This window comes from Allobosea lathyri, from assembly GCF_900108245.1.
GTDB classification, from domain to species: domain Bacteria; phylum Pseudomonadota; class Alphaproteobacteria; order Rhizobiales; family Beijerinckiaceae; genus Allobosea; species Allobosea lathyri.
Genome location: NZ_FNUY01000006.1, coordinates 191,710 through 214,523 on the forward strand (window position 1 = coordinate 191,710; position 22,814 = coordinate 214,523).

The following is a 22,814-nucleotide window of genomic DNA, read 5'->3' on the forward strand; positions in this document are numbered from 1 at the left end:
AGCCGATCATGAGCATGACGACACCCTCCACCGTCCGCGCGCTTCCCCATGCCGAATGGGGCCGCGTCCGCCAGTCGCGCCGCACGGCCGACCGCATGATGAGGTTGACCGCCGCCGGCTTCACCTTCATCGCCATCTTCGTGCTGTTCTGGATTCTCGGCATGCTCATCGTGAAGGGCATCGGCGGGCTGTCTGTCGCGACCTTCACGCAGATCACGCCCGGGCCGGGCTCGGAGGGCGGCGGCCTTGCCAACGCCATCGTCGGCTCGATCGTGCTGACCTTCCTCGGCATCGTCGTGGCGACGCCGGTCGGCGTGCTCGCGGGCACCTATCTCGCCGAATACGGCAAGACGTCGAAGCTCGCCAACCTGATCCGCTTCATCAACGACATCCTGCTCTCGGCACCCTCGATCCTGATCGGCCTGTTCGTCTACGTCATCCTGGTCGAGCCGTTCCGTGGCTATTCCGGTTGGGCGGGCGGCGTCGCGCTCGGCATCATCGCGATCCCGGTGATCGTGCGCACCACCGAGGACATGCTGCGGCTGGTTCCGGGTCCGCTGCGCGAGGCGGGTGCTGCGCTTGGCGCGCCGCCCTCCGTCGTGATCACCTCGATCACCTGGCGGGCCGCCAAGTCGGGCATGGTCACCGGCATCCTGCTGGCGCTGGCCCGCATTGCCGGCGAGACCGCGCCGCTGATCTTCACCGCGCTGAACAATAATTTCTGGTTCTCGCCCACGCTCGCGGGCGGTGTTTCCAACCTGCCGGTGACGATCTACCAGTTCGCCTCGGCCCCTTACGAAAACTGGCAACAGCTCGCCTGGGCCGGTTCGCTCATCATCACCATGTCGATCCTGCTGCTCTCGCTGATCGCGCGCCGTATCGTGCGCGGCAGCAAGTAAAGCCTGAACCCAACCTGGTCGCGTTCGATCTGAAGGAACATGTCGATGCTTTCGACCCTGGAACTGAGCCCGCAAACGCTCGATGCAGACGCCCCTGTGCGGATCGCGGTGAAGAACCTCGATTTCTACTATGGCGAGCACAAGGCGCTGAAGAGCATCAATCTCGATTTCCGTGACCGCCATGTCACGGCGCTGATCGGCCCGTCGGGCTGCGGCAAGTCGACCCTGCTGCGCATCTTCAACCGCATCTATTCGCTTTATCCCGAGCAGCGCGCCACCGGCGAGGTCATGCTCGACGGCCGCAACGTCATCTCCAACGAGGTCGACGTGAACGAGCTGCGCTCGCGCATCGGCATGGTCTTCCAGAAGCCGACGCCGTTCCCGATGTCGATCTACGACAACGTCGCCTTCGGCATCCGCCTTTACGAGAAGCCGCCGAAATCCGAGCTCGACGACCGCGTCGAAGGCGCGCTACGCCGCTCGGCCCTGTGGGACGAGGTCAAGGACAAGCTGAAGAGCTCGGGCATGGGCCTGTCGGGCGGCCAGCAGCAGCGCCTGTGCATCGCGCGCACCATCGCTCAGAAGCCGGAAGTGATCCTGTTCGACGAGCCGACCTCGGCGCTTGACCCAATCTCGACCGGCAAGGTCGAGGATCTGCTGGAGCAGCTGAAGAGCGATTTCACCATCGTGATCGTTACGCACAACATGCAGCAGGCGGCGCGCATCTCGCAGTACACCGCCTTCATGTATCTGGGCGAGGTGATCGAGTTTGCTCCGACGAACACCATCTTCATGAACCCGCACAAGAAGCAGACGCAGGATTACGTCACCGGCCGCTTCGGCTGAGTCTTACAAGGACGCGCCCGCTCTCTCCTGCACAGGACACCGCCGCCATGACCGAACACATCGTCCGCTCCTACGACGCCGATCTCGAGGCGCTGCGCCGCAGCCTCGCCGAGATGGGCGGCATGTCCGAGCGCATGCTCGGCGATTCCACCGTGGCGCTCGTGCGCCGCGACACGGCGCTGGCCCAGAAGGTCATCTCCGCCGACCAGCGCCTGGACAACCTCCAGCGCGATGTCGAGGAGCGCGCCGTCCTGACCATCGCGCGCCGCCAGCCGCTGGCCAACGATCTGCGCGAGCTGATCTCGGCCATCCGCATCGCCGCCGACATCGAGCGCGTCGGCGATCTCGCCAAGAACATCGCCAAGCGCGCGGTCGCCATCTCCGGCCAGTTCCAGCCGCCGCACCGCGCCGTGGTCGGGCTGGAGCATATCAGCCGGCTGGTCCAGGCCCAGCTCAAGGACGTGCTCGACGCCTATGCCGCCAGCAACGAGCAGAAGGCGATGGAGGTCTGGCGCCGCGACGACGAGATCGACGCGCTCTACACCTCGCTGTTCCGCGAGCTCCTGACCTATATGATGGAAGATCCGCGCAACATCACCTTCTGCACGCATCTGCTGTTCTGCGCCAAGAACGTCGAGCGCATCGGGGATCACACCACCAACATCGCCGAGACGATCCATTACCTGGTGACCGGCGAGTCGCTCGACATGAACCGGCCCAAGCTCGACACCACCGATATCAATGTCGAGGCGGTGACCGGGCGCTGAGGTCTCGCGTAACACCAGCGCGTCATTCTCGGGCGAAGCGAAGCGCAGACCCGAGAAGATCATGACGAGAAGGCGCTGGTCCTGAGATGGTCGGGTCAAGCCCGACCATGACGTCAAGTCCGACCATGACGTCAATTCACCAACGGAAAACCACCGCATGCCCGCACGCATCCTGATCGTCGAGGACGAGGAGCCGCTCACCCTGCTGCTGCGCTATAATCTCGAGGCCGAGGGCTTCGAGGTCGACAGCGTCGCGCGGGGTGACGACGCCGAGTTGCACTTACGCGACAACACGCCTGATCTCGTCCTGCTCGACTGGATGCTGCCCGGCCTGTCGGGCATCGAACTCTGCCGCCGCCTGCGCTCGCGCCGCGACACCGAGCGCGTGCCGATCATCATGCTGACGGCGCGCGGCGAGGAGACCGAACGGGTTCGCGGACTGGCGACCGGCGCCGACGATTATGTGGTGAAGCCGTTCTCGCTGCCGGAGCTGATCGCCCGCATCCAGGCGCTCTTGCGCCGGGCGAAGCCCGGTCATGTCGCGGGGCTGCTGGCCGCCGGCGATCTGGAACTCGACCGCACGACGCGTCGGGTTCGCCGCTCGGGCGCCGAATTGCATCTGGGGCCGACCGAATTCCGTCTGCTCGAATTCCTGATGCAGGCGCCGGGCCGGGTCTATTCTCGCGCCCAGCTTCTCGATGCTGTCTGGGGCCGCGACGTCTATATCGACGAGCGCACGGTCGACGTGCATGTCGGGCGCCTGCGCAAGGCGATCACGCCGGGCGATGCCAAGGACCCGTTGCGCACGGTGCGTGGCGCGGGCTACGCCTTCGACGAGACCTTCGCGCGGGGGTGAGGCGTTCGCGCCGTCATGCTCGGGCTTGACCCGAGCATCTCTCCCCGGAGATTCTCGGGCTTAACGCTTCGCTTCGCCCGAGAATGACGCTCGTTCACCGCGGCGCGGCGATGATGATCGCGGCTCCCAGGAGGCAGATCATGCCGCCGGTGATGTCCCAGCGATCGGGCCGAAGGCCCTCGACCGCCCAGAGCCAGAGCAGCGAGGCGGCGATATAGATCCCGCCATAGGCCGCGAAGGCGCGCCCTGCCGCTTCGCTCTCGACCAGCGTCAGCAGCCAGGCGAAAAGCGCCAGCGAGACCAGTCCCGGCGCCAGCCACCAGAGCGGCTTGCCGAGCCTGAACCAACCCCAGAAGGCAAAGCAGCCGGCAATCTCGAAAAGGGCTGCACCCAGATAGGCGGCTATAGTCGGCATCTCATGTCCTGTCCTATGGCTGTGGCCTTGCGGCTGCGGGTTTCGCTCGGCCGCGTGAAAGCCTAGACCGTCATTGCGAGCGAAGCGAAGCAATCCAGACGGCGTAGAGCGTGTCGCTCGGGATGGCTTCGCTTCGCTCGCTATAACGGGTGAGCGCCCCGGCCGTTTCGGCATGGCGCGGGAGACAACACATGCCAGCGCGCGACATCGCCATCATCGGGGCTGGACCATCGGGCCTGATCGCGGCCGAACGGCTGGCCGGCGCGGGCCACAAGGTCACGCTTTATGACCGCATGCCTTCGCCGGCCCGGAAGTTCCTGCTGGCGGGGCGGGGTGGGCTGAACCTCACCCATTCCGAGCCCCTGGAGATGCTGCTGACGCGCTATGGTGCGGCGCAATCCTGGCTGGAGCCGGCGATCCGGGCCTTTCCGCCGCAGGCGCTGCGCGACTGGGCCGACGCACTCGGCGCGCAGAGCTTCATCGGCACGAGCGGGCGTGTGTTTCCCGAGGCGATGAAGGCCTCGCCCCTGCTGCGGGCCTGGCTGCGTCGATTGGAAGGGTTGGGGGTTACTTTGGCCGCCGGCCGGCACTGGACCGGCTGGAGCGAGGATGGTGCACTGGCTTTCGAGAACCGTGATGGCGGGCATGAGCTGGTCCGCCCGGATGCGACGCTGCTGGCGCTCGGCGGCGCGAGCTGGCCGCGCCTGGGTTCGGATGGCGGCTGGGCAGCGCTGCTGGCCGCGCGCGGTCTCGCCATCGCGCCGTTCCAGCCCGCCAATGGCGGCTTCACGGTCGCGTGGTCCGATATGATGCGCGAGCGCTTTGCCGGCGCGCCGTTGAAGCGCGTCGTCATCCGCTCCGGTGGGCGCCAGGTGACGGGCGAAGCGATGATCGATGCACAGGGCATCGAGGGCGGCGCGATCTATGCGCTGTCGGGCACGCTGCGCGCAGCGATCCAGAGCGATGGTGTGGCAGAGGTCACGCTCGACCTGCGGCCGGACATGGAAAGCGTGCGGCTCGTCGAGCGCCTTGGCCGACGTCGCAAGGGCGAAACGCTTAGCAACCATCTGCGCAAGGCCGCCGGGCTGGCACCGGCTGCTGTCGCGCTGCTACGCGAGAGCACCGGGGGCAAGCTGCCAGAGGCCGCCGAGGCATTGGCGGCGCTGATCAAGGCGGCACCGCTGCGGCTGACCGGGATGATGCCGATCGAGCGCGCCATCTCGACGGCTGGCGGCATCGAGGCTTCCGAGGTCGATGCGCAGTTCATGCTGAAGCGCCTGCCGGGCGTTTTTGCGGCCGGCGAGATGCTGGACTGGGAGGCGCCGACCGGCGGCTATCTCTTGCAGGGCTGCTTTGCCACGGGCGTCGCGGCGGCCGCCGGCATGGAAGCGTGGCTGGATTCGTGATGCGGTCGGATGCGACTGCGAGGCGAATTCTTGCCTTGCCCGCCGTTTGAGAAAGGATGGAGCCCCCATCCTGATGAGGAACCTGGCCGAGATTGTCGTGAACGATTTCAGTCGTTTGGCATTTCGCATCGAAACGCGCCGTCATCCCGGGCGACCGCAGGGAGACCCGGGATCCATCCCGGGGCACTTACCGGTCAGCGCTGCGGAATGGATCCCGGATCTCCGCTTCGCTGCGTCCGGGATGACGGCGCGTTTTCCGCTTATGTTCAAGTCCTTGAAAACTGGGATATCATTCTCGGCCAGGTTCCTCAGGATGAGGGCTCCAGCCATTCTCGAAGCATTCAACGCTGCTGCGTGCGCTCAGGCAATCGCGACGATCTCGGCCTCGCCGGTTCCCGTCCTCACGACATCTCCGACACGCTTGCCCATCAGCGCCCGCGCCAGTGGCGCGACATAGGGCAGCGTGCCCTTCGTTGGTTCGGCCTCGTCCTCACCGACGATGCGCCAGTTCTGGCGACGCCCATCATCGCGCTGGATCGTTACGGTTGCGCCGAAACGGACTTCGTCATGGCTCTCCGGGGCGGGAACCAGTTCGGCGTTGGAGCGACGGGCGTTCCAGTAGCGCAATTCGCGCCCGCTAAGGGCGAGGTCGGCGCGGTCCTGCAAGATCTTCGCCCGCGCGTAATCTTCAGCCCAATGCGCGAATTCGGCCTCGATCTGTGCCAGCCCTTCCTGCGTGACCAGATTTGGCTCCTGCGAAACCGGACGGTCGGGCAGGTCCTCGAAAGCCTCGTCGCCTGCAGCTTCCCTAACGAATGCACGGCTCATCCCCGTCTCCTTTTCTTATGGATCGCCCCGTGCGTCACGAACCCGGCCACCCGTCCTGCCGCGGCAGGGCGCGTTTGGGTTGAATGTCCCTGAAGGACGGGGAGAACGTCATCCGGAGATGGTGACGGGACAGGGGGGAGCGCAAGGCCGGGGCCATCTTTGGGTGTGAAACCGGTCCGCGGCCGAATTCTGCTCCGGGCGATAGGGTGAGACGATTTTGCGTGGAAGCACACTGCCATCCCGGGTCTTCGCTTCGCTACGCCCAGGATGACGGCGTGCTTCCAGGCAACATCGTCAAACTCTAGCCGCTCGCGACGCGCCGCCGCGCGAAGTTGTGGCCGCCATCATCCGTCGAGATCTCGCCGACGCGCGCGAGCGAAATCAGGATGTCGCGGACGGCACGCTCGACCTTGCGGCCCTGCCTGAAACCAAGCGCGATGGCGGTCGCATCTAGAGCCCCCGGCGCCAGCGCGAGCGCGATGAGGACGGCGGCGACACGCTCGACCGGGTCGGTCGGGAATGCAGCCCTGACCGGTGCCGTAATGGAGAGCGCGACGAGTTCGCCGGCCTCGATCTGCTCGCCGACGCGGCCGTCGCGGGCAAAGCGCGGGCGCTGGTAGTCGGGTCTGACCCAGTGCACCTCGCCGCGGGCTTCCTCTGCCGCCCGTTCCTGGTTGAGCGCGACGAGCCGGGCGAGGATGTCGTCCTCGGCAAGCGTTGCCGGCCAGCCATAGGCCTCCGCAACCGCCGCATCGAGCGCGGCGTGATGCTCGTTGATGATGAGAACGAGCCCGCGATCCCGGATGCTCTCTTCCATTGGGGTCAGCGCCCGCCCGGCGAGGATGGCTTCGCGGAGATTGTAGAGCTTCGTCAGGGTCAGCTCGGGATGATTCTGCAGAACCTGCTTGCGCAGCCGGTCGAGCGCCTCGGCCGGGCGGCGGATCGCTTCCTTCTGCTGCTCGGTGGCATCGGGAAAGGGGAAGGGGTCGAAGCAGCGGGATTTCGAATAGCGTGGATCATTGCCGATGCCGAGCCAGCCTCCGGAACGCAGGGCCCAGATGGCATGCAAGCGCGACGAGAGCACGCCGAGATGGAAAGCGTCGGAGAGACCGACAGCGACCAGCATGTTGTCGGGCAGGATCGACGCATCGAGGAACTGGAAGACCCGGTGCTTGGCCGTTTCCACGGTTACGATGTAACGTTGGAGGTTGGCGGTGAAGCTCCGCATGTCGGTATTGCGGCGCCCGAACAGCCACCAGTTTTCGCGCCGATAGAGCTCATTATTGCGATCGCGCTCCGGTTTTACGCGTAGAATAAGATGTTGATAAATTTCTGGAAATTCTTCCCGGACGGTTTCGGATTTCAGCCCGTCAAGATCAATCGCCAGGAGGTCGCGCGGCCTTGCCATCAAGTCGCGCCCGTTTCGATAGTGCCGGAGATGCGCTTCTAGCCCCGGCCGTCGGCCCAATCCCAGTAGAGCTGTATCTTGCTGCCGCACCAGAAAGCCGGCGCCGTGCAGGGGGACGCCTCTGGAGCTTAGACCCTGATTGGACTTGAGGCCGTGGGTCTGCGTGGCATCCGGTCCTATCGTCAGGTCCGCATTGATCCGCCCGCGCCTTTCCGACAATTCGATCTGCGGCTGGTCGCTGTCGAGCCCGGCCTCCGCGACGACCTCGCAGAGCTTGCCCTCGTGCGTGCCGGCCGCCACGACCGTCATGGCGATGCGAATGGCTGCCGAATCCCTGCCGGCCTTGGTCCAGGGATGGTCGGGGATTGCCATCAGCAGCGAGACCGGCTTGCGGGCGGTAAGATGCCGCTGCACCGTTCGGCGCTGGAAGAGCTGGGTGATCGAGTTGGTGGTGACGAAGCCGAAGCGGCGCAGCTTCGTGCCGGGCCGCGTCAGCAGTTCCGCCGCCCGGTCCCACCAGTACATCACCAGATCGGCGCTTTCGTTCATCTGCGGATGCGCGGCCCACAGGGACTGCGCATAGACATCCGTCAGCCGCGCGCGCAGGTCCTTGCCGCCGATGAAGGGCGGATTGCCGACGATGAATTCGGCTTCGGGCCATTCCGGCCGGCGCGGATTCGGCAGCGCCATCCCGCCATCCCGCCATTGCGGGATCGGCCAGCCGTCCCAGCACAGAACCGCGTCGCGCTTGTAGATATGGTCGAGCTTTTCGAGGATCGGTTCGCGCGGCGCGAAGCCACGGGTGCGGAAATGCCATTGCAGATGGCCGATCCAGAGGACGAGATCGGCGATGGCGACAGCCCTTCGGTTGGTCTCCATGCCCAGGAACTGGTGCGGGCCGACGGAATGCTCGGCGAAACCGCCCAGACGCTCGGCGCTGCCGAGTTCGCCGGCGGCATCGAGTACTTCGCCTTCCAGCTTCTTCATCAATTCCTGTGCCACATGCAGGAAGTTCCCGGTTCCGCAGGCGGGATCGAGCACACGCGTTCGGCACAGGCCGGCATGGAAGCCCTCGACCAGCGCCAGCGCCTTCTTCGCCTCGCCATTATCGCGCAGCTGCTGCGCCGCGCCGAGCACCGCGCGCCAATCCTGCCGCAACGGGCCGATCACGGTCTCCACCACCAGCCGTTCGACATAGGCGCGCGGCGTGTAATGCGCGCCGAGCCGGGCACGCTCCGCAGGGTCGAGCGCCTGTTCCAGCAAGGCTCCGAAGATCGCCGGCTCGACCTCCTTCCAGTCATGCTCGGCGGCGGCGAGCAGTTCGCCGATTTCCTCGCGGCCGAGCGGATAGACCTTCGCATCCTCATAGAGCTTGCCGTTGAAGCGCTTCATGCGCTCGCGCACGGAGGTCGAGTATTCGCCCTTGTCCATCGCCTGCCAGAGCTCGGAGACCAGCGGCAGGAAGCTCGCCGGGTCGTCGCGGCATTCGCGCAGCAGCGCCTTGAACGCGTCCTTGCGGATCAGCCCGACATCCTCGGCGAACATCGTGAACAGGCAGCGCATCAGGAAGAGCGCGACCTCCTCGGGATCATATGCCCGCTCCAGCGCCTTCGAGACCGCCGCCAGGCGTTCGGCGATCGCCCGCGTGACGCGGGCGGCATGGCGCGAGGGGTCGAGCGCATGCGGCTCGTTCCAGATCGCGGCGAGGCGTGCCCGGATCGCCGGATCTCTGAGATCGTCGAGATAGACCCGGTAGCCCAATCGATCCGGGAACTGGACGTAGTTCTTACCCTGGCCGGTAAAGTCGGCATAGAACTCGAAGCAGTGGCCGACATCGCAGAGGATCAGGAAGGGCGGCCAGCCATGCGAGGCTGGCAGCGCCTTGGCATAGTCCTCCGCCTGCCGCCGCGCATTCAGCATCAGCACGTCCCAGGCCCGGTCGGCGCCACGCCGCCCGCGCGGGCCCGCCGGTTCGGCGAAGGGCAGGGCGCCCTGCGCGGGGAGCACCTCCTTGGCCTGCCCCTTCCAGCGGCTCTGCTTGGCTTCCAGCACGAAGGCGTTCTTCCGGTAGAGGTCGATCCGGCCGGTGCTGGAGCCACCCGCCGCATCGCGGAAGCGCACGGGATATTCGAAGCGATAGGTCACCGCGTCGGAATCGCTCGTCGGCGGCTGCGGCGGCTCGACGCCGATCAGCAGGCACAGCTCGCTGAGAAAAAGCGCATAGGCGGCGCGCTCGGCACCTTCCGACATGCGCCAGCGCGCGATGAAGGACTCGACCTGTCCCTCATCCGGCCCGGACCCGCCCCCCGACATGGCCCATCTCCGCTGTGGTTGTGTAATTCTCTATAATACAATCTAAAGTTGCATAACATGCTCCTGTCAACTCCTGTCAGCTATGCGCGTTCCGGGCGCCTTGCCCCCTCGCGCCCGGGCGGCTTCGGTCCCATATTGCGGCCATGGCCAAAACCTCCGCTCCCGACGCCAAATCCAAGTCTGCCAAGCCCGCCAAGAAGCCCGCCAGCGCGCGGACGCCCAATTCCAAGGCCTCGCGCCAGGAGTTGAAGCCGCTGGAAGGCTATCTCGCGGATCTGCTCAACCCGGCGATCAACCGCGGCAATGCCGTGCCCGGCGGCGCCGCCGGCTTTTCCGATGCGCCGCAGGCGGGCTACGAGGTCCGTCCCCGCCAGGACGAAAGACCCGGCGATGGCGCGCCGAAGAAGAAAATCGGCAAGAAGGCGGATTCCGCCTTCGATGGCGAGGAGGGCGCGACCGCCGCCAGCCTGACCGCGCAATCGCTGCAGAGCCTGCTCGAAACCGGCAGCCCGTTCATCGACCCCGGCAAGGCCTGGACGCCGCATCGGCCGCCGCGTCCCGACAAGTCGGAAGGCGGCATCCGCTTCCGCATGCAGTCGGATTTCGAACCCGCCGGCGACCAGCCGACCGCGATCGCCGATCTCGTCGACGGCATCAGCCGGCAGGAGCGCGATCAGGTCCTGCTCGGCGTCACCGGCTCCGGCAAGACCTTCACCATGGCGCAGGTGATCGAGAAGACGCAGCGCCCGGCGCTGATCCTGGCGCCGAACAAGACGCTTGCCGCGCAGCTCTATGGCGAGTTCAAGAGCTTCTTCCCCGACAATGCGGTCGAGTACTTCGTTTCCTATTACGATTACTACCAGCCCGAGGCCTATGTGCCGCGCTCGGACACCTTCATCGAGAAGGAATCGAGCATCAACGAGCAGATCGACCGCATGCGCCATTCGGCGACGCGCTCGCTGCTGGAGCGCGACGACGTCATCATCGTCGCCTCGGTGTCCTGCATCTACGGTATCGGCTCGGTCGAGACCTATACGGCGATGACCTTCGGCATCAAGCTGGGCGAGAAGATCGAGCAGCGCCAGCTCATCGCCGATCTCGTCGCTCTGCAATACAAGCGCACGCTCGGCGATTTCGCGCGCGGCTCCTTCCGGGTGCGCGGCGACGTCATCGAACTCTTCCCGGCCCACTATGAGGACCGCGCCTGGCGCATCGGCCTGTTCGGCGACGAGGTCGAGCAGATCTCGGAATTCGACCCGCTCACCGGCCAGAAGACCGCCGACCTCGAATTCGTGAAGGTCTACGGCAATTCGCACTACACCACGCCGCGCCCAACGCTGACGCAGGCGGTAAAGTCGATCAAGGAGGAATTGCGGGGCAGGTTGGACGAGCTGAACAGGTCAGGCCGCTATCTCGAGGCGCAGCGGCTCGACCAGCGCTGCACCTTCGACATCGAAATGATCGAGGCCACCGGCTCCTGCAACGGCATCGAGAACTATTCGCGCTATCTCACCGGCCGCAAGCCGGGCGAGCCGCCGCCGACGCTGTTCGAATACCTGCCCGACAATGCGCTGGTCTTCACCGACGAGAGTCATGTCACCGTGCCGCAGATCGGCGGCATGTATCGCGGCGACTTCAGGCGCAAGGCGACGCTGGCGGAATATGGCTTCCGCCTGCCCTCCTGCATGGACAACCGGCCGCTGCGCTTCGAGGAATGGGACGCGATGCGCCCGCAATCGGTGCATGTCTCGGCCACGCCCGGCGGCTGGGAAATGGACCGCACCGGCGGCGTCTTCACCGAACAGGTCATCCGGCCCACCGGGCTGATCGACCCGCCGGTCGAGATCCGGCCGGCAAAGCATCAGGTCGCCGACCTGCTCGACGAGATCAAGGAGGTTTCGGCCAAGGGCTACCGCACGCTGGTCACGGTGCTGACCAAGCGCATGGCCGAGGACCTGACCGAATATCTCCACGAGAACGGCGTGCGCGTGCGCTACATGCACTCCGACATCGACACGATCGAGCGCATCGAGATCCTGCGCGATCTCCGGCTGGGCGCCTTCGACGTCCTTGTCGGCATCAACCTGCTGCGCGAAGGGCTCGACATTCCCGAATGCGGCTTCGTCGCCATTCTCGACGCCGACAAGGAGGGTTTCCTGCGCTCCGAGACGTCGCTGATCCAGACCATCGGCCGCGCCGCCCGCAATGTCGACGGCCGCGTCATCCTCTATGCCGACCACATCACCGGCTCGATGGAGCGGGCGATGGCCGAGACCTCGCGCCGCCGCGAGAAGCAGGAGGCCTACAACCTCGAACACGGCATCACGCCGCAATCGATCAAGCGCGCCATCGGCGACATCCTCGGCTCGGTCTATGAGCGCGACCATGTCACTGTCGATGCCGGCATGGGCACGCCGCTCGCCGGGCACAATTTCAAGGCCGCTCTGGCCGACCTCGAAAAGCGCATGCGCGAAGCCGCCGCCGATCTCGAATTCGAAACCGCCGCGCGCCTGCGCGACGAGATCAAGCGCCTCCAGGCAACGGAACTCGCCATCTCCGACGACCCGCTGGCCCGCCAGAGCGACGTCGAGGCCAGCGCCGGCAAATACAAGGGCGAGCGCTCCTATGGGGCGAGCGCCAACCTGCCGACGCGGGCGAGGAAGCCCACGGACGCCGATATGGGCCCGCATAACTGGGGCGGCGGCGAGGCGAAGCCGGTCGCGCGGGTGGCACGGCCGCGTAAGCCGAGCCTCGACGAGATGGGCCCGGTGCCGGAATCGCGGCCGCTTGGGGCGGGGGAGGAGCGTGGGAAGAGAAGGGGGCGGAGGTAGACCCGGCGGTCGCTTCTTTTCTAGGCGCGCCCTCTCCGTCATGGTCGGCCTTGTGCCGACCATCCACGTCTTCGCTGGTCGAGACCTGAGTTCCAGCCGTGGATGCTCGGCACAAGGCCGAGCATGACGGGGGCGGCGTTCCGGAGCGCTGGCGCGGCGTGGCGCGCTCCGCCGATCGCGCAAAGACGTGGATGCTCGGCACAAGGCCGAGCATGACGGTAGAGCCTCGGTGAAGCCGGCGTGCGCTCACGCCAATTCTTCGTACAAATCCCGCCAGTCCGGGTTACGCGCCATGATCGCGCGGGTCTTGTAGGCGCGATACCAGCGCTTCATCGAGGTTTCGCGGTGGATCGCGGCGGCGATCTCGTCGTGCCATTCGTACCAGACGAGCTGTTTGAGACCGTATTTGCGCGTAAATCCTGCGCAGAGCCCTTCGCGATGCTCATAGGCGCGGCGCGCGAGATCACTGGTCACGCCGATATAAAGCGTGCCGTTGGGCCGGTTCGTCATGATGTAAACCCAGCCGCCCTTCTGCTTCATCGCATCAGGATGAAAGAGCGGTGGCGCGACGGCAAGGCCGTTGATGCAGCCCTCTCCCGTCATGGTCGCCCTTGTGGCGACCATCCACGTCTTGCAGCGCCGATGGCAGGTGCGAAGGAGCAGTGGAGGGCAGTTGAAGTCTTTGCTGGCCGAGGCCTGAGTTCAAGACGTGGATGCTCGGCACAAGGCCGAGCATGACGGGAAGGGCACGGCGCCCCCTCATCCGCCCCTGCCGGGGCACCTTCTCCCGCCAGGGGAGAAGGGCAGTGGGCGTCTGCGCCTCACGCCTCCGGGCCGCCCTCGATTTCGGTGGCCCAGGCCAGCGCCGCGTCGAACTCCGCCGGCTTGAAGGATTTGACCTCCACATGGGGGATGATCGGGTTGGCGATGCCGATGAGGCTTTCGATCCAGCCCTTGTCGGTGACCACCGCCTCGCGCGGGAAGCGTTTCAGCTGGCGGATCATGCTGAGTCCGTAGCGGGCGTCGCGGAGCCCGGCCCGGAAGGTCATGTCCTCGAAGCCGGTGAGGTCGGCGAGGATGCCGAGCTTTTCGTGGCGCGTGAGCCGGTCTTCGATATCGGCGATGACGCCGTCGAGATCGGCCTCCGTCAGGATGCCCGAAAGGCGATAGGCGGCGACGTGGTCGGGCGCGGGCAGGATTTCGAACATGATGGCCTCCTTGAGCGAGGGAAACGCGCGGGCCTGCCGGAGGTTTCGTGGCGGGATCGTCGAGGAGGCCCCGCCCCGGGAGCGAGGCGCGCGTCCCTTCTCCCCCTCGCGGGAGAAGGTGGCTCGGCGCAGCCGAGACGGATGAGGGGGCGCGCGACGGTGCCCGCGTCATGCTCGGGCTTGACCCGAGCATCTCTGAAACCAGAGTCTTCTTGTCATGAGCTTCCCGGATCTTCGCTGCGCTGCGTCCTGGGAATGACGGGAAGGGCACGGCGCCCCCTCATCCGCCCCTGCCGGGGCACCTTCTCCCGCGAGGGGAGAAGGGAAGAGGAAGCCGGAGATCGTCGCGGGGAACCGCGACGATCGCGCAGCCATGTCCGGGCCGCTCTGCGGCGATGCGGGGTTGCGATGGCGGCGGGGCTAACGTAACCGGGAAGCGTCCCTCCGGTTTCCCGCTCCCCACGCCGATCTCCCGCTCCCCACGCTCATGACAGCCTCGATCACAGACCGTTACGCCGCCCTGGTCGAGTCCGGCGCCATCGAGCGCGACCCGGCCCAGATCGCCGTGGTCAAGCGGCTGGCGGCGCTGACCGAGAGGCTGGCCGCGCGCCGGCTCGCCCGCAAGAGCAGCGCGCTCGGCTGGCTGTTCGGCGGCAAGCCGAACACGACGGATGTGCCCAAGGGGCTCTACATCTGGGGCTCGGTCGGGCGCGGCAAGACCATGCTGATGGACATGTTCTACGATGCCGTGCCGGTGAAGCGGCGCCGCCGCGTGCATTTCCACGAATTCCTGGCCGATGTGCATGCGCGCATCTTCGCCTACCGGCAGAAGCTCAGGGCCGGCGAGGTGAAGGAGCCCGATCCGATCGCGCCCATCGCGGCCGAGCTGGCGGAAGAGGCGAACCTGCTCTGTTTCGACGAGTTCACCGTGACCGATATCGCCGATGCGATGATCCTGGGCCGGCTCTTCACCGCGCTGTTCGCTGCCGGCGTCGTCGTGGTCGCGACATCCAATGTCGAGCCGTCGCGGCTCTATGAGGGCGGGCTCAACCGCTCGCTGTTCCTGCCCTTCATCGCGCTGCTGACCGAGAAGGTCGAGGTTGTCAGGCTCGATGCCCGCACCGATTTCCGGCTGGAAAAGCTCGGCGGTGCGCCGACCTATCATGTTCCCGCCGATGACAAGGCCAGGGCCGCGCTGGATGCAGCCTTCCGCAGCCTGTCGGGCTCGGCGCAGGGGCCGGCCCTGACGCTCACCGTCAACGGGCATGATCTCAGGATTCCGCAGGCTGCGGGTGGGGTGGCGCGTGCGAGCTTCGCCGATCTCTGCAGCCAGGCCTATGGCGCCTCGGATTACATCGCCCTGGCGCAGCGCTTCCATACGCTGGTGCTCGACGACATCCCGGCGATGACGCAGGACCGCCGCAACGAGGCCAAGCGCTTCATCATCCTGATCGACACGCTCTACGAGCACCACGTCAAGCTGGTCGCCTCGGCGGCGGCCGAGCCGCACGAGCTCTATGTGGCGAGCCAGGGGCGCGAGGCTTTCGAGTTCGACCGCACGGTGTCGCGGCTGATCGAGATGCGCTCCGACGACTATCTCGCTCTGCCGCATGGCCGCGCGGATTCGGCTGCGTCAGGCGATTCAGGCGGGCTGGTGGAGACGTGAGGATGCTGGACTGTCCCGCGGAGCCGATGCCGTTCCAGAGCCGTCATTCTCGCCCTTGTGGCGAGCATCCACGTCTTGACCACGACCTTCGACCAGCGAGGGCGATGGTCGGGACAAGCCCGACCATGACAGATATGGCATCGGTTCTGGGTTCCGGGCTCATCGCTGCGCGCTGCCCCGGAATGACGGCGCGGCCGTCGCCGCGCTGGATCGGCTGGTAGCGCATGCCCCAGCGCGAACCGAGCGAGACCCGCATCCTCACGGTCGCCAGCGAGCATCTGCGCCAGTTCGGGCTGAAGCGCTTCACCGTCGTGGCCGTGGCGGAAGAGGCGGGCATGACGCATGCCAATGTCTACCGCTACTTCCCCTCGCGCGCGGCGCTGGTCGATGCGGTCGTCGATGTCTGGCTGAAGGCGACGGAGCGGCGGCTGGCGGATATCGCCGACGGGCCCGACCCGGCCGACGACAAGCTGGAGCGGCTGATTCTGGCGCTGGCCAAGGCCAATCGCGACCTGCTGGCCGAGGAGCCGCATCTGTTTGCGGCGCTCTCGCAGGCGGTGGCGAAGCGCCACGCCATCAGCCGGCGCAACCGCACGCGCGTCCGCGCCCTGTTCGAGCGCGTGATCGACGAAGGCATCGCGTCGGGCGCCTTCGAGCCGCGCGACCGCGACCGCGCCATCGCCTTCGTCATCGACACCACGCACCGTTTCATCCACCCGGCCGCGCTGGCGCTGGAAGCGGACGTGCCGCAGGCTTCGGTCGATATCCGCCTGTCGACGCTGATCAGGGTGGCGCTGCGGGTGCTTGCGAGCGGCATCGTCTGAAGATTTTTGTGACAAATTACTTTTTTTGTAACTTGTAATCGCTCTATTTTTCGCCAATCGCGGGACCGGCTGCCCGGCCTGCTAGCCCAAGCTGTTGAAAAGGCTTAAAGAGGCCGGCGGCGCGCGGCGGATGCCGGCGCTGCCGGCGCGATTTGGCCGTCTCATCACAAGGGTTGCGGCAAAAGGGCCCTTTGGGCCAAAGGAACGCACGGTTTCGCCGGCTTGCCGGCATCTTGCAGCGCTAGGACAAGGACTAGGCAATGGCCCGTAAGAAGATCGCCCTCATCGGGGCCGGCCAGATCGGCGGCACGCTCGCCCACCTCGCTGGTTTGAAAGAGCTCGGCGACGTCGTCATGTTCGACATCTCCGAAGGCATCCCGCAGGGCAAGGGTCTCGACATCGCCGAGTCCGCTCCGGTCGACGGCTTCGACGCCAACTATCTCGGCACGCAGTCCTATGAGGACATCAAGGGCGCCGATGTGATCATCGTCACCGCCGGCGTGCCGCGCAAGCCCGGCATGAGCCGCGACGACCTGATCGGCATCAACCTCAAGGTGATGAAGGCCGTCGGCGAGGGCATCAAGACCTACGCTCCCAAGGCCTTCGTGATCTGCATCACCAACCCGCTCGACGCGATGGTCTGGGCGCTGCAGAAGTTCTCCGGCCTGAAGCCCAACATGATCTGCGGCATGGCGGGCGTGCTCGATAGCGCCCGTTTCCGCCACTTCCTGGCCGACGAGTTCAAGGTCTCGGTCAAGGACGTCTCGGCCTTCGTGCTCGGCGGCCATGGCGACGACATGGTGCCGCTGGTCCGCTATTCCGGCGTTGCCGGCATCCCGCTGCCCGATCTGGTCAAGATGAAGTGGACCACGCAGGAGCGTCTGGACGCCATCGTCGAGCGCACCCGCAAGGGCGGCGGCGAGATCGTCAACCTGCTCAAGACCGGCTCGGCCTTCTACGCCCCCGCAGCCTCGGCCATCGCGATGGCGGAGAGCTATCTCAAGGACCAGAAGCGCGTGCTGCCGGCGGCTGCCGCGCTCAAGGGCCAGTACGGCGTCAAGGACATGTTCGTCGGCGTTCCCGTCGTGATCGGCGCCAAGGGCATCGAGCGCGTCGTCAAGATCCGCCTCAACGGCGCCGAGAAGGAGATGCTGGCGAAGTCGGTGGCTTCGGTTCAGGGCCTCATCGACGCCTGCAAGGCCATCGATTCGTCACTGGCGTGAGATAGGCGGATGGCGAGGTGGCGAGCGGCGCATAGAGCCCCGCCTTCCACCCTTCGCCGTTCGTCGTTCGCCATTCGCGCTCTTCCAACAGGACATCACGCATGAACATCCACGAATATCAGGGCAAGGCGGTACTCAAGGAGTTCGGCGCGCCGGTCTCTGCCGGCTTTCCGGCACTGACGGTCGCAGAGGCCGTCGAGGGCGCCAAGAAGCTGCCGGGCCCGCTTTATGTGGTGAAGAGCCAGATCCATGCGGGTGGCCGCGGCAAGGGCAAGTTCAAGGAACTCGGCCCCGACGCCAAGGGCGGCGTGCGCCTGGCGAAGTCGATCGAAGAGGTCGAGAGCCACGCCAAGGAAATGCTCGGCAATACGCTGGTGACGGCGCAGACCGGCCCGGCCGGCAAGCAGGTCAACCGCCTCTATATCGAGGACGGCTCCGACATCGAGAAGGAGTTCTACCTCTCGGCGCTGGTCGATCGCGAGACCTCGCGGGTCGCCTTCGTGATCTCGACCGAAGGCGGCATGGACATCGAGGCGGTCGCCCATGACACGCCCGAGAAGATCGAGACCTTCTCGGTCGACCCCGCCACCGGCATCATGCCCCATCACGGCCGCTCCATGGCGCGCATCCTGGGCCTCAGCGGCGACCTCGCCAAGCAGGCCGGCACCGTGCTCGGCCAGATCTACACAGCGTTCGTGGCCAAGGACATGGACATGCTGGAGATCAACCCGCTGATCGTGACGACGCAGGGCCAGATCAAGTGCCTGGACGCCAAGATCTCGTTCGACTCCAACTCGCTCTACCGTCACCCCGAGATCGTCGCGCTGCGCGATACCTCGGAAGAGGACGACAAGGAGATCGAGGCGTCCAAGTATGACCTCGCCTATATCGCGCTCGACGGCACGATCGGCTGCATGGTCAACGGCGCAGGGCTCGCCATGGCGACGCTCGACATCATCAAGCTCTATGGCGAGGAGCCGGCGAACTTCCTCGATGTCGGCGGCGGCGCGACCGAAGAGAAGGTCACGGCGGCGTTCAAGATCATCACTGCCGATCCGCAGGTGAAGGGCATCCTGGTCAACATCTTCGGCGGCATCATGAAGTGCGACGTCATCGCGCGCGGCGTCATCGCCGCCGTGAAGGCGGTCGGCCTTCAGGTTCCGCTGGTGGTTCGCCTCGAGGGCACCAATGTCGAGGAGGGCAAGCAGATCATCTCCTCGTCGGGCCTCAACGTCATCCCCGCCGACGATCTCGACGATGCCGCGCAGAAGATCGTCGCCGCGATCAAGAAGGCCTGAGGAGCAACCATGTCCATCCTGATCGACAAGAATACCAAGGTCATCTGCCAGGGGTTCACCGGCAAGAACGGCACCTTCCACTCCGAGCAGGCGATCGCCTATGGCACGCAGATGGTCGGCGGCACCTCGCCGGGCAAGGGCGGCTCGCTTCATCTCGGCCTGCCGGTCTTCGACACCGTCGTCGAGGCCCGCGAGAAGACCGGCGCCACCGCGTCCGTCGTCTATGTGCCGCCTCCGGGCGCCGCGGATGCGATCTGCGAGGCGATCGACGCCGAGATCCCGCTGATCATCTGCATCACCGAGGGCATCCCGGTGCTCGACATGGTCAGAGTCAAGCGCTCGCTGTCGGGCTCCAAGTCGCGCCTGATCGGCCCGAACTGCCCCGGCGTCGTCACGGCGGGCGAGAGCAAGATCGGCATCATGCCGGCCAACATCTTCAAGCCGGGCTCCGTCGGCATTGTTTCGCGCTCGGGCACGCTTACCTATGAAGCCGTGTTCCAGACCACGCGCGAAGGCCTCGGCCAGACCACTGCCGTCGGTATCGGCGGCGACCCGGTCAAGGGCACCGAGTTCATCGACATGCTCGAGATGTTCCTGGCCGACGAGCACACCAAGTCGATCGTGATGATCGGCGAGATCGGCGGCTCGGCGGAAGAGGACGCGGCGCAGTTCATCAAGGACGAAGCCAAGCGTGGCCGCAAGAAGCCGATGGTTGGCTTCATCGCCGGCCGCACGGCGCCTCCGGGTCGTCGCATGGGCCATGCCGGTGCGATCATCTCGGGCGGCAAGGGCGGCGCGGAAGACAAGATCGCGGCCATGGAAGCGGCCGGCATCCGGGTCTCGCCTTCGCCGGCGCGCCTTGGAAAGACCTTGGTCGACGTGTTGAAGGGCTGACGCGCGCAGGCGCGCCGGAGCGGGTCGTGGTCGGGCTTGACCCGACCATCCCGTCCCGGTGCTGCGACGACGCAAAACGGCATGAGATGCCCGGGTCAAGCCCGGGCATGACGACAAGACGAAGCGGTAGGCAGGAAGAAGGCAGGATAAGACCATGGCTCGCCAGGACATCAACGAGGCTCTCGCGCAGACGGGTTTCCTCTATGGCGGCAACGCAGCCTATATCGAGGACCTCTACGCCCGCTATCAGGCCGATCCGAAATCGGTCGACGAGCAGTGGCAGGGGTTCTTCGCGGGCCTGAAGGATGAGGGCTCAGCCATCATCCAGAATGCCAAGGGCGCGTCCTGGAAGAAGCCGAACTGGCCGGTTCCCGCCAATGGCGAACTGATCTCGGCGCTGGACGGCAACTGGGCCGTCGTCGAGAAGGCCGTCTCGGACAAGCTCGGCGCCAAGGCAAAGGCTGCCGGCGCGACGCTCAGCGCCTCCGACGTGCAGCAGGCGACGCGCGATTCCGTGCGCGCGATCATGCTGATCCGCGCCTACCGCATGCGCGGCCATCTTCATGCCAAGCTCGATCCGCTCGACATCGAGCAGGCGAGGGATCCCGAGGAGCTGTCACCGGCAGCCTTCGGCTTCGCCGAGGCCGATCTCGACCGCAAGATCTTCATCGACAACGTGCTGGGAATGGAATTCGCCACCATCCGCGAGATGGTTGCCGTGTTGCAGCGGACCTATTGCAGCACCGTCGGCATCGAGTTCATGCACATCTCCGATCCCGAGCAGAAGGCCTGGCTGCAGGAGCGGATCGAGGGACCCGACAAGGAAATCGCCTTCACCCGCGAAGGCAAGAAGGCGATCCTGAACAAGCTCGTCGAGGCCGAGGGCTTCGAGAAGTTCATCGACCTGAAATATACCGGCACCAAGCGCTTCGGCCTTGACGGCGGCGAGTCCCTGATCCCGGCGCTGGAGCAGATCATCAAGCGCGGCGGTGCGCTCGGCGTGCGCGACATCGTGTTCGGCATGCCCCATCGCGGCCGCCTCAACGTGCTCACCCAGGTTCTGGGCAAGCCGCATCGCGCGCTGTTCCACGAGTTCAAGGGCGGCTCTTTCGCGCCCGATGATGTCGAGGGCTCGGGCGACGTGAAGTACCATCTCGGTGCCTCCAGCGATCGCGAATTCGACGGCAACAATGTCCACGTCTCGCTGACCGCCAACCCGTCGCATCTCGAGATCGTCGATCCCGTCGTGCTCGGCAAGGTGCGCGCCAAGCAGGACCAGTTCGGCGACATCGTCGAGCGTTCCAAGGTGCTGCCGCTGCTGCTGCATGGCGACGCTGCCTTCGCCGGCCAGGGCGTGGTCGCGGAATGCCTCGGCCTGTCCGGGCTGAAGGGCCACCGGACCGGCGGTTCGATCCATTTCATCGTGAACAACCAGATCGGCTTCACGACCTATCCGCGCTATTCGCGTTCCTCGCCCTATCCGTCCGACGTGGCGAAGATGGTCGAGGCTCCGGTCTTCCATGTGAATGGCGACGATCCGGAAGCGGTCGTCTTCGCGGCCAAGATCGCGATCGAGTTCCGGCAGAAGTTCCACAAGCCGGTCGTGGTCGACATGTTCTGCTATCGCCGCTTCGGCCATAACGAGGGCGACGAGCCGGGCTTCACCCAGCCACTGATGTACCGCAAGATCCGCGCCCACAAGACGACTTTGGAGCTCTACAGCGCCAAGCTCGAGGCCGAGGGCGTCCTGCTGCCGGGCGAGCTCGACGAGGCTCGCGCTGCCTGGAAGGCCAAGCTGGAAGTCGAGTTCGAGGCCGGACAGGCGTTCAAGCCGAACAAGGCCGACTGGCTCGACGGCCGCTGGGCCGGCATGAAGGCGATCCGCGCCGACGAGGACGATCCGCGTCGCGGCGCCACCGGCGTTCCCGCCGAGGTGCTCAAGGAGATCACCGAGAAGATCACGGCGGTGCCGCCAGGCTTCAACGTCCACAAGACCATCCAGCGCTTCCTGGACAACCGCCGCAAGGCGATCGAGACCGGGCAGGGCATCGACTGGGCGACCGCCGAGGCCCTGGCCTTCGGCTCGCTGCTGCTCGACGGCAACCCGGTCAGGCTCTCGGGCCAGGACAGCGAGCGCGGCACCTTCTCGCAGCGCCATTCGGTGCTGATCGACCAGGAAACCGAAGCCCGCCACACCTCGCTCAACACCATCCGCGAGGGCCAGTCGCGCTACGAGGTCATCAACTCGATGCTCTCGGAAGAAGCGGTGCTCGGCTTCGAATACGGCTACACCCTGTCGGAGCCCAACGCCCTGACCTGCTGGGAAGCGCAGTTCGGCGACTTCGCCAATGGCGCGCAGGTGCTGTTCGACCAGTTCATCTCGTCGGGCGAGCGCAAATGGCTGCGCATGTCGGGCCTCGTCTGCCTGCTGCCGCATGGCTATGAGGGCCAGGGGCCGGAGCATTCCTCGGCTCGCCTGGAGCGCTTCCTGCAGATGTGCGCGGAAGACAACATGCAGGTGGCGAACTGCTCGACGCCGGCGAGCTACTTCCACATCCTGCGCCGCCAGCTGAAGCGCGATTTCCGCAAGCCGCTGATTCTGATGACGCCGAAGTCGCTGCTGCGCCACAAGCGCTGCGTCTCCGACCTCAGCGAATTGGCCGAGGGCTCGACCTTCCACCGCGTGCTGCATGACGACGCCGAGCGCGGCCGTTCGACGACGAAGCTGGTCAAGGATTCCAAGATCCGCCGCGTCGTGCTGTGCTCGGGCAAGGTCTATTTCGACCTGCTCGAAGAGCGCGAGAAGCGCGGCATCGACGATGTCTACCTGATGCGCGTCGAGCAGCTCTATCCGTTCCCGCTGAAGACGCTGGCGCAGGAGCTGGCGCGCTTCAAGGGCGCGGACGTGATCTGGTGCCAGGAAGAGCCGAAGAACATGGGCTCCTGGACCTTCGTCGAGCCCTATCTCGAATGGGTGCTGGGTCATGCCGGGGTCAAGTCGAAGCGGCCGCGCTATGTCGGGCGCCCGGCTTCGGCTGCGACGGCCACAGGCCTGATGTCGAAGCACCTCGCTCAGCTCGCCGCCTTCCTGGACGAAGCTTTTGCCGCTTGAATACCGCTGTCATCCCGGGC

17 protein-coding genes are annotated in these 22,814 nt (G+C 65.9%); 12 read left to right on the top strand and 5 right to left on the bottom strand.

All coding sequences use genetic code 11. The features are described 5' to 3' along the window. Positions 1–8: 8 nt before the first annotated feature. From pstA to phoB, 4 genes are all read left to right on the top strand, one after another. Positions 9–899 (top strand): phosphate ABC transporter permease PstA, encoded by an 891-nt coding sequence (gene pstA / locus C4S73_RS15780; RefSeq protein WP_425290350.1) that lies wholly within the window; start codon positions 9–11, stop codon positions 897–899. A gap of 39 nt (positions 900–938) precedes the next feature. Further along, on the top strand, positions 939–1,745 hold the full coding sequence (gene pstB, locus C4S73_RS15785; RefSeq protein WP_103873468.1) for a phosphate ABC transporter ATP-binding protein PstB: 807 nt from the start codon (positions 939–941) through the stop codon (positions 1,743–1,745). Positions 1,746–1,792: 47 nt separating this feature from the next. Then, entirely contained in the window at positions 1,793–2,512 is a 720-nt protein-coding gene (phoU, locus tag C4S73_RS15790) for a phosphate signaling complex protein PhoU (protein ID WP_103873469.1), read from the top strand. 157 nt (positions 2,513–2,669) lie between these two features. Continuing rightward, a complete protein-coding gene (gene phoB, locus C4S73_RS15795; RefSeq protein ID WP_103873470.1) occupies positions 2,670–3,368 on the top strand; it encodes a phosphate regulon transcriptional regulator PhoB in 699 nt (232 codons plus the stop codon). A gap of 94 nt (positions 3,369–3,462) precedes the next feature. On the opposite strand, the gene C4S73_RS15800 is transcribed toward phoB, so the two are convergent. Then, on the bottom strand, positions 3,463–3,783 hold the full coding sequence (locus C4S73_RS15800; RefSeq protein WP_103873471.1) for a YnfA family protein: 321 nt from the start codon (positions 3,781–3,783) through the stop codon (positions 3,463–3,465). 191 nt (positions 3,784–3,974) lie between these two features. Here C4S73_RS15800 and C4S73_RS15805 point away from each other — a divergent pair, with 191 nt between their 5' ends. Next, positions 3,975–5,189, top strand: coding sequence for a TIGR03862 family flavoprotein (locus tag C4S73_RS15805; protein ID WP_103873472.1), 1,215 nt, complete (start codon positions 3,975–3,977; stop codon positions 5,187–5,189). 360 nt (positions 5,190–5,549) lie between these two features. Here C4S73_RS15805 and greA read toward each other — a convergent pair whose 3' ends face one another. Together greA and C4S73_RS15815 are read right to left on the bottom strand one after the other, a co-directional pair. Further along, positions 5,550–6,017: a transcription elongation factor GreA gene (gene greA, locus C4S73_RS15810; RefSeq protein ID WP_103873473.1), complete on the bottom strand. Its 468-nt coding sequence runs from the start codon at positions 6,015–6,017 to the stop codon at positions 5,550–5,552. 301 nt (positions 6,018–6,318) lie between these two features. Then, on the bottom strand, positions 6,319–9,738 hold the full coding sequence (locus C4S73_RS15815) for a class I SAM-dependent DNA methyltransferase (protein ID WP_103873474.1): 3,420 nt from the start codon (positions 9,736–9,738) through the stop codon (positions 6,319–6,321). 143 nt (positions 9,739–9,881) lie between these two features. Here C4S73_RS15815 and uvrB point away from each other — a divergent pair, with 143 nt between their 5' ends. Then, complete coding sequence (uvrB, locus tag C4S73_RS15820; protein WP_103873475.1) at positions 9,882–12,569, top strand: excinuclease ABC subunit UvrB; 2,688 nt, start codon at positions 9,882–9,884, stop codon at positions 12,567–12,569. A gap of 246 nt (positions 12,570–12,815) precedes the next feature. Here uvrB and C4S73_RS15825 read toward each other — a convergent pair whose 3' ends face one another. Both C4S73_RS15825 and C4S73_RS15830 read right to left on the bottom strand, forming a co-directional pair. Next, complete coding sequence (locus C4S73_RS15825) at positions 12,816–13,193, bottom strand: GIY-YIG nuclease family protein (protein WP_342210575.1); 378 nt, start codon at positions 13,191–13,193, stop codon at positions 12,816–12,818. Positions 13,194–13,390: 197 nt separating this feature from the next. Further along, positions 13,391–13,777, bottom strand: a complete 387-nt coding sequence (locus C4S73_RS15830; RefSeq protein WP_103873476.1) for a SpoIIAA family protein — start codon at positions 13,775–13,777, stop codon at positions 13,391–13,393. A gap of 487 nt (positions 13,778–14,264) precedes the next feature. Here C4S73_RS15830 and zapE point away from each other — a divergent pair, with 487 nt between their 5' ends. The 6 genes from zapE (at position 14,265) to C4S73_RS15860 (ending at position 22,794) form a co-directional block, all read left to right on the top strand. After that, on the top strand, positions 14,265–15,443 hold the full coding sequence (zapE, locus tag C4S73_RS15835) for a cell division protein ZapE (protein WP_103873477.1): 1,179 nt from the start codon (positions 14,265–14,267) through the stop codon (positions 15,441–15,443). Positions 15,444–15,667: 224 nt separating this feature from the next. Next, on the top strand, positions 15,668–16,267 hold the full coding sequence (locus C4S73_RS15840) for a TetR/AcrR family transcriptional regulator (protein ID WP_103873478.1): 600 nt from the start codon (positions 15,668–15,670) through the stop codon (positions 16,265–16,267). Between the two features lie 260 nt (positions 16,268–16,527). Then, entirely contained in the window at positions 16,528–17,490 is a 963-nt protein-coding gene (gene mdh / locus C4S73_RS15845) for a malate dehydrogenase (protein ID WP_103873479.1), read from the top strand. A gap of 101 nt (positions 17,491–17,591) precedes the next feature. Further along, the gene (gene sucC / locus C4S73_RS15850) at positions 17,592–18,788 is read left to right on the top strand and encodes an ADP-forming succinate--CoA ligase subunit beta (protein ID WP_103873480.1); all 1,197 of its coding nucleotides are present in this window, start codon (positions 17,592–17,594) and stop codon (positions 18,786–18,788) included. Between the two features lie 9 nt (positions 18,789–18,797). Further along, positions 18,798–19,682, top strand: coding sequence for a succinate--CoA ligase subunit alpha (gene sucD, locus C4S73_RS15855; RefSeq protein WP_103873481.1), 885 nt, complete (start codon positions 18,798–18,800; stop codon positions 19,680–19,682). A 154-nt stretch (positions 19,683–19,836) separates the two neighbouring features. Beyond that, on the top strand, positions 19,837–22,794 hold the full coding sequence (locus C4S73_RS15860; RefSeq protein WP_103873482.1) for a 2-oxoglutarate dehydrogenase E1 component: 2,958 nt from the start codon (positions 19,837–19,839) through the stop codon (positions 22,792–22,794). The last annotated feature ends 20 nt before the right edge of the window (positions 22,795–22,814 follow it).

What these genes read in the sequence shown, in the direction of transcription:
- uvrB (WP_103873475.1), top strand. Translation starts at nt 9,882, where the DNA reads ATGGCCAAAACCTCCGCTCCCGACGCCAAATCCAAGTCTGCCAAGCCC.
- mdh (WP_103873479.1), top strand. Translation starts at nt 16,528, where the DNA reads ATGGCCCGTAAGAAGATCGCCCTCATCGGGGCCGGCCAGATCGGCGGC.
- sucD (WP_103873481.1), top strand. Translation starts at nt 18,798, where the DNA reads ATGTCCATCCTGATCGACAAGAATACCAAGGTCATCTGCCAGGGGTTC.
- C4S73_RS15860 (WP_103873482.1), top strand. Translation starts at nt 19,837, where the DNA reads ATGGCTCGCCAGGACATCAACGAGGCTCTCGCGCAGACGGGTTTCCTC.
- C4S73_RS15800 (WP_103873471.1), bottom strand. Translation starts at nt 3,783, where the DNA reads ATGCCGACTATAGCCGCCTATCTGGGTGCAGCCCTTTTCGAGATTGCC.
- C4S73_RS15805 (WP_103873472.1), top strand. Translation starts at nt 3,975, where the DNA reads ATGCCAGCGCGCGACATCGCCATCATCGGGGCTGGACCATCGGGCCTG.
- C4S73_RS15825 (WP_342210575.1), bottom strand. Translation starts at nt 13,193, where the DNA reads ATGGTCGCCACAAGGGCGACCATGACGGGAGAGGGCTGCATCAACGGC.
- sucC (WP_103873480.1), top strand. Translation starts at nt 17,592, where the DNA reads ATGAACATCCACGAATATCAGGGCAAGGCGGTACTCAAGGAGTTCGGC.
- zapE (WP_103873477.1), top strand. Translation starts at nt 14,265, where the DNA reads ATGACAGCCTCGATCACAGACCGTTACGCCGCCCTGGTCGAGTCCGGC.
- C4S73_RS15840 (WP_103873478.1), top strand. Translation starts at nt 15,668, where the DNA reads ATGCCCCAGCGCGAACCGAGCGAGACCCGCATCCTCACGGTCGCCAGC.
- phoU (WP_103873469.1), top strand. Translation starts at nt 1,793, where the DNA reads ATGACCGAACACATCGTCCGCTCCTACGACGCCGATCTCGAGGCGCTG.
- pstB (WP_103873468.1), top strand. Translation starts at nt 939, where the DNA reads ATGTCGATGCTTTCGACCCTGGAACTGAGCCCGCAAACGCTCGATGCA.
- greA (WP_103873473.1), bottom strand. Translation starts at nt 6,017, where the DNA reads ATGAGCCGTGCATTCGTTAGGGAAGCTGCAGGCGACGAGGCTTTCGAG.
- phoB (WP_103873470.1), top strand. Translation starts at nt 2,670, where the DNA reads ATGCCCGCACGCATCCTGATCGTCGAGGACGAGGAGCCGCTCACCCTG.
- C4S73_RS15815 (WP_103873474.1), bottom strand. Translation starts at nt 9,738, where the DNA reads ATGTCGGGGGGCGGGTCCGGGCCGGATGAGGGACAGGTCGAGTCCTTC.
- C4S73_RS15830 (WP_103873476.1), bottom strand. Translation starts at nt 13,777, where the DNA reads ATGTTCGAAATCCTGCCCGCGCCCGACCACGTCGCCGCCTATCGCCTT.
- pstA (WP_425290350.1), top strand. Translation starts at nt 9, where the DNA reads ATGAGCATGACGACACCCTCCACCGTCCGCGCGCTTCCCCATGCCGAA.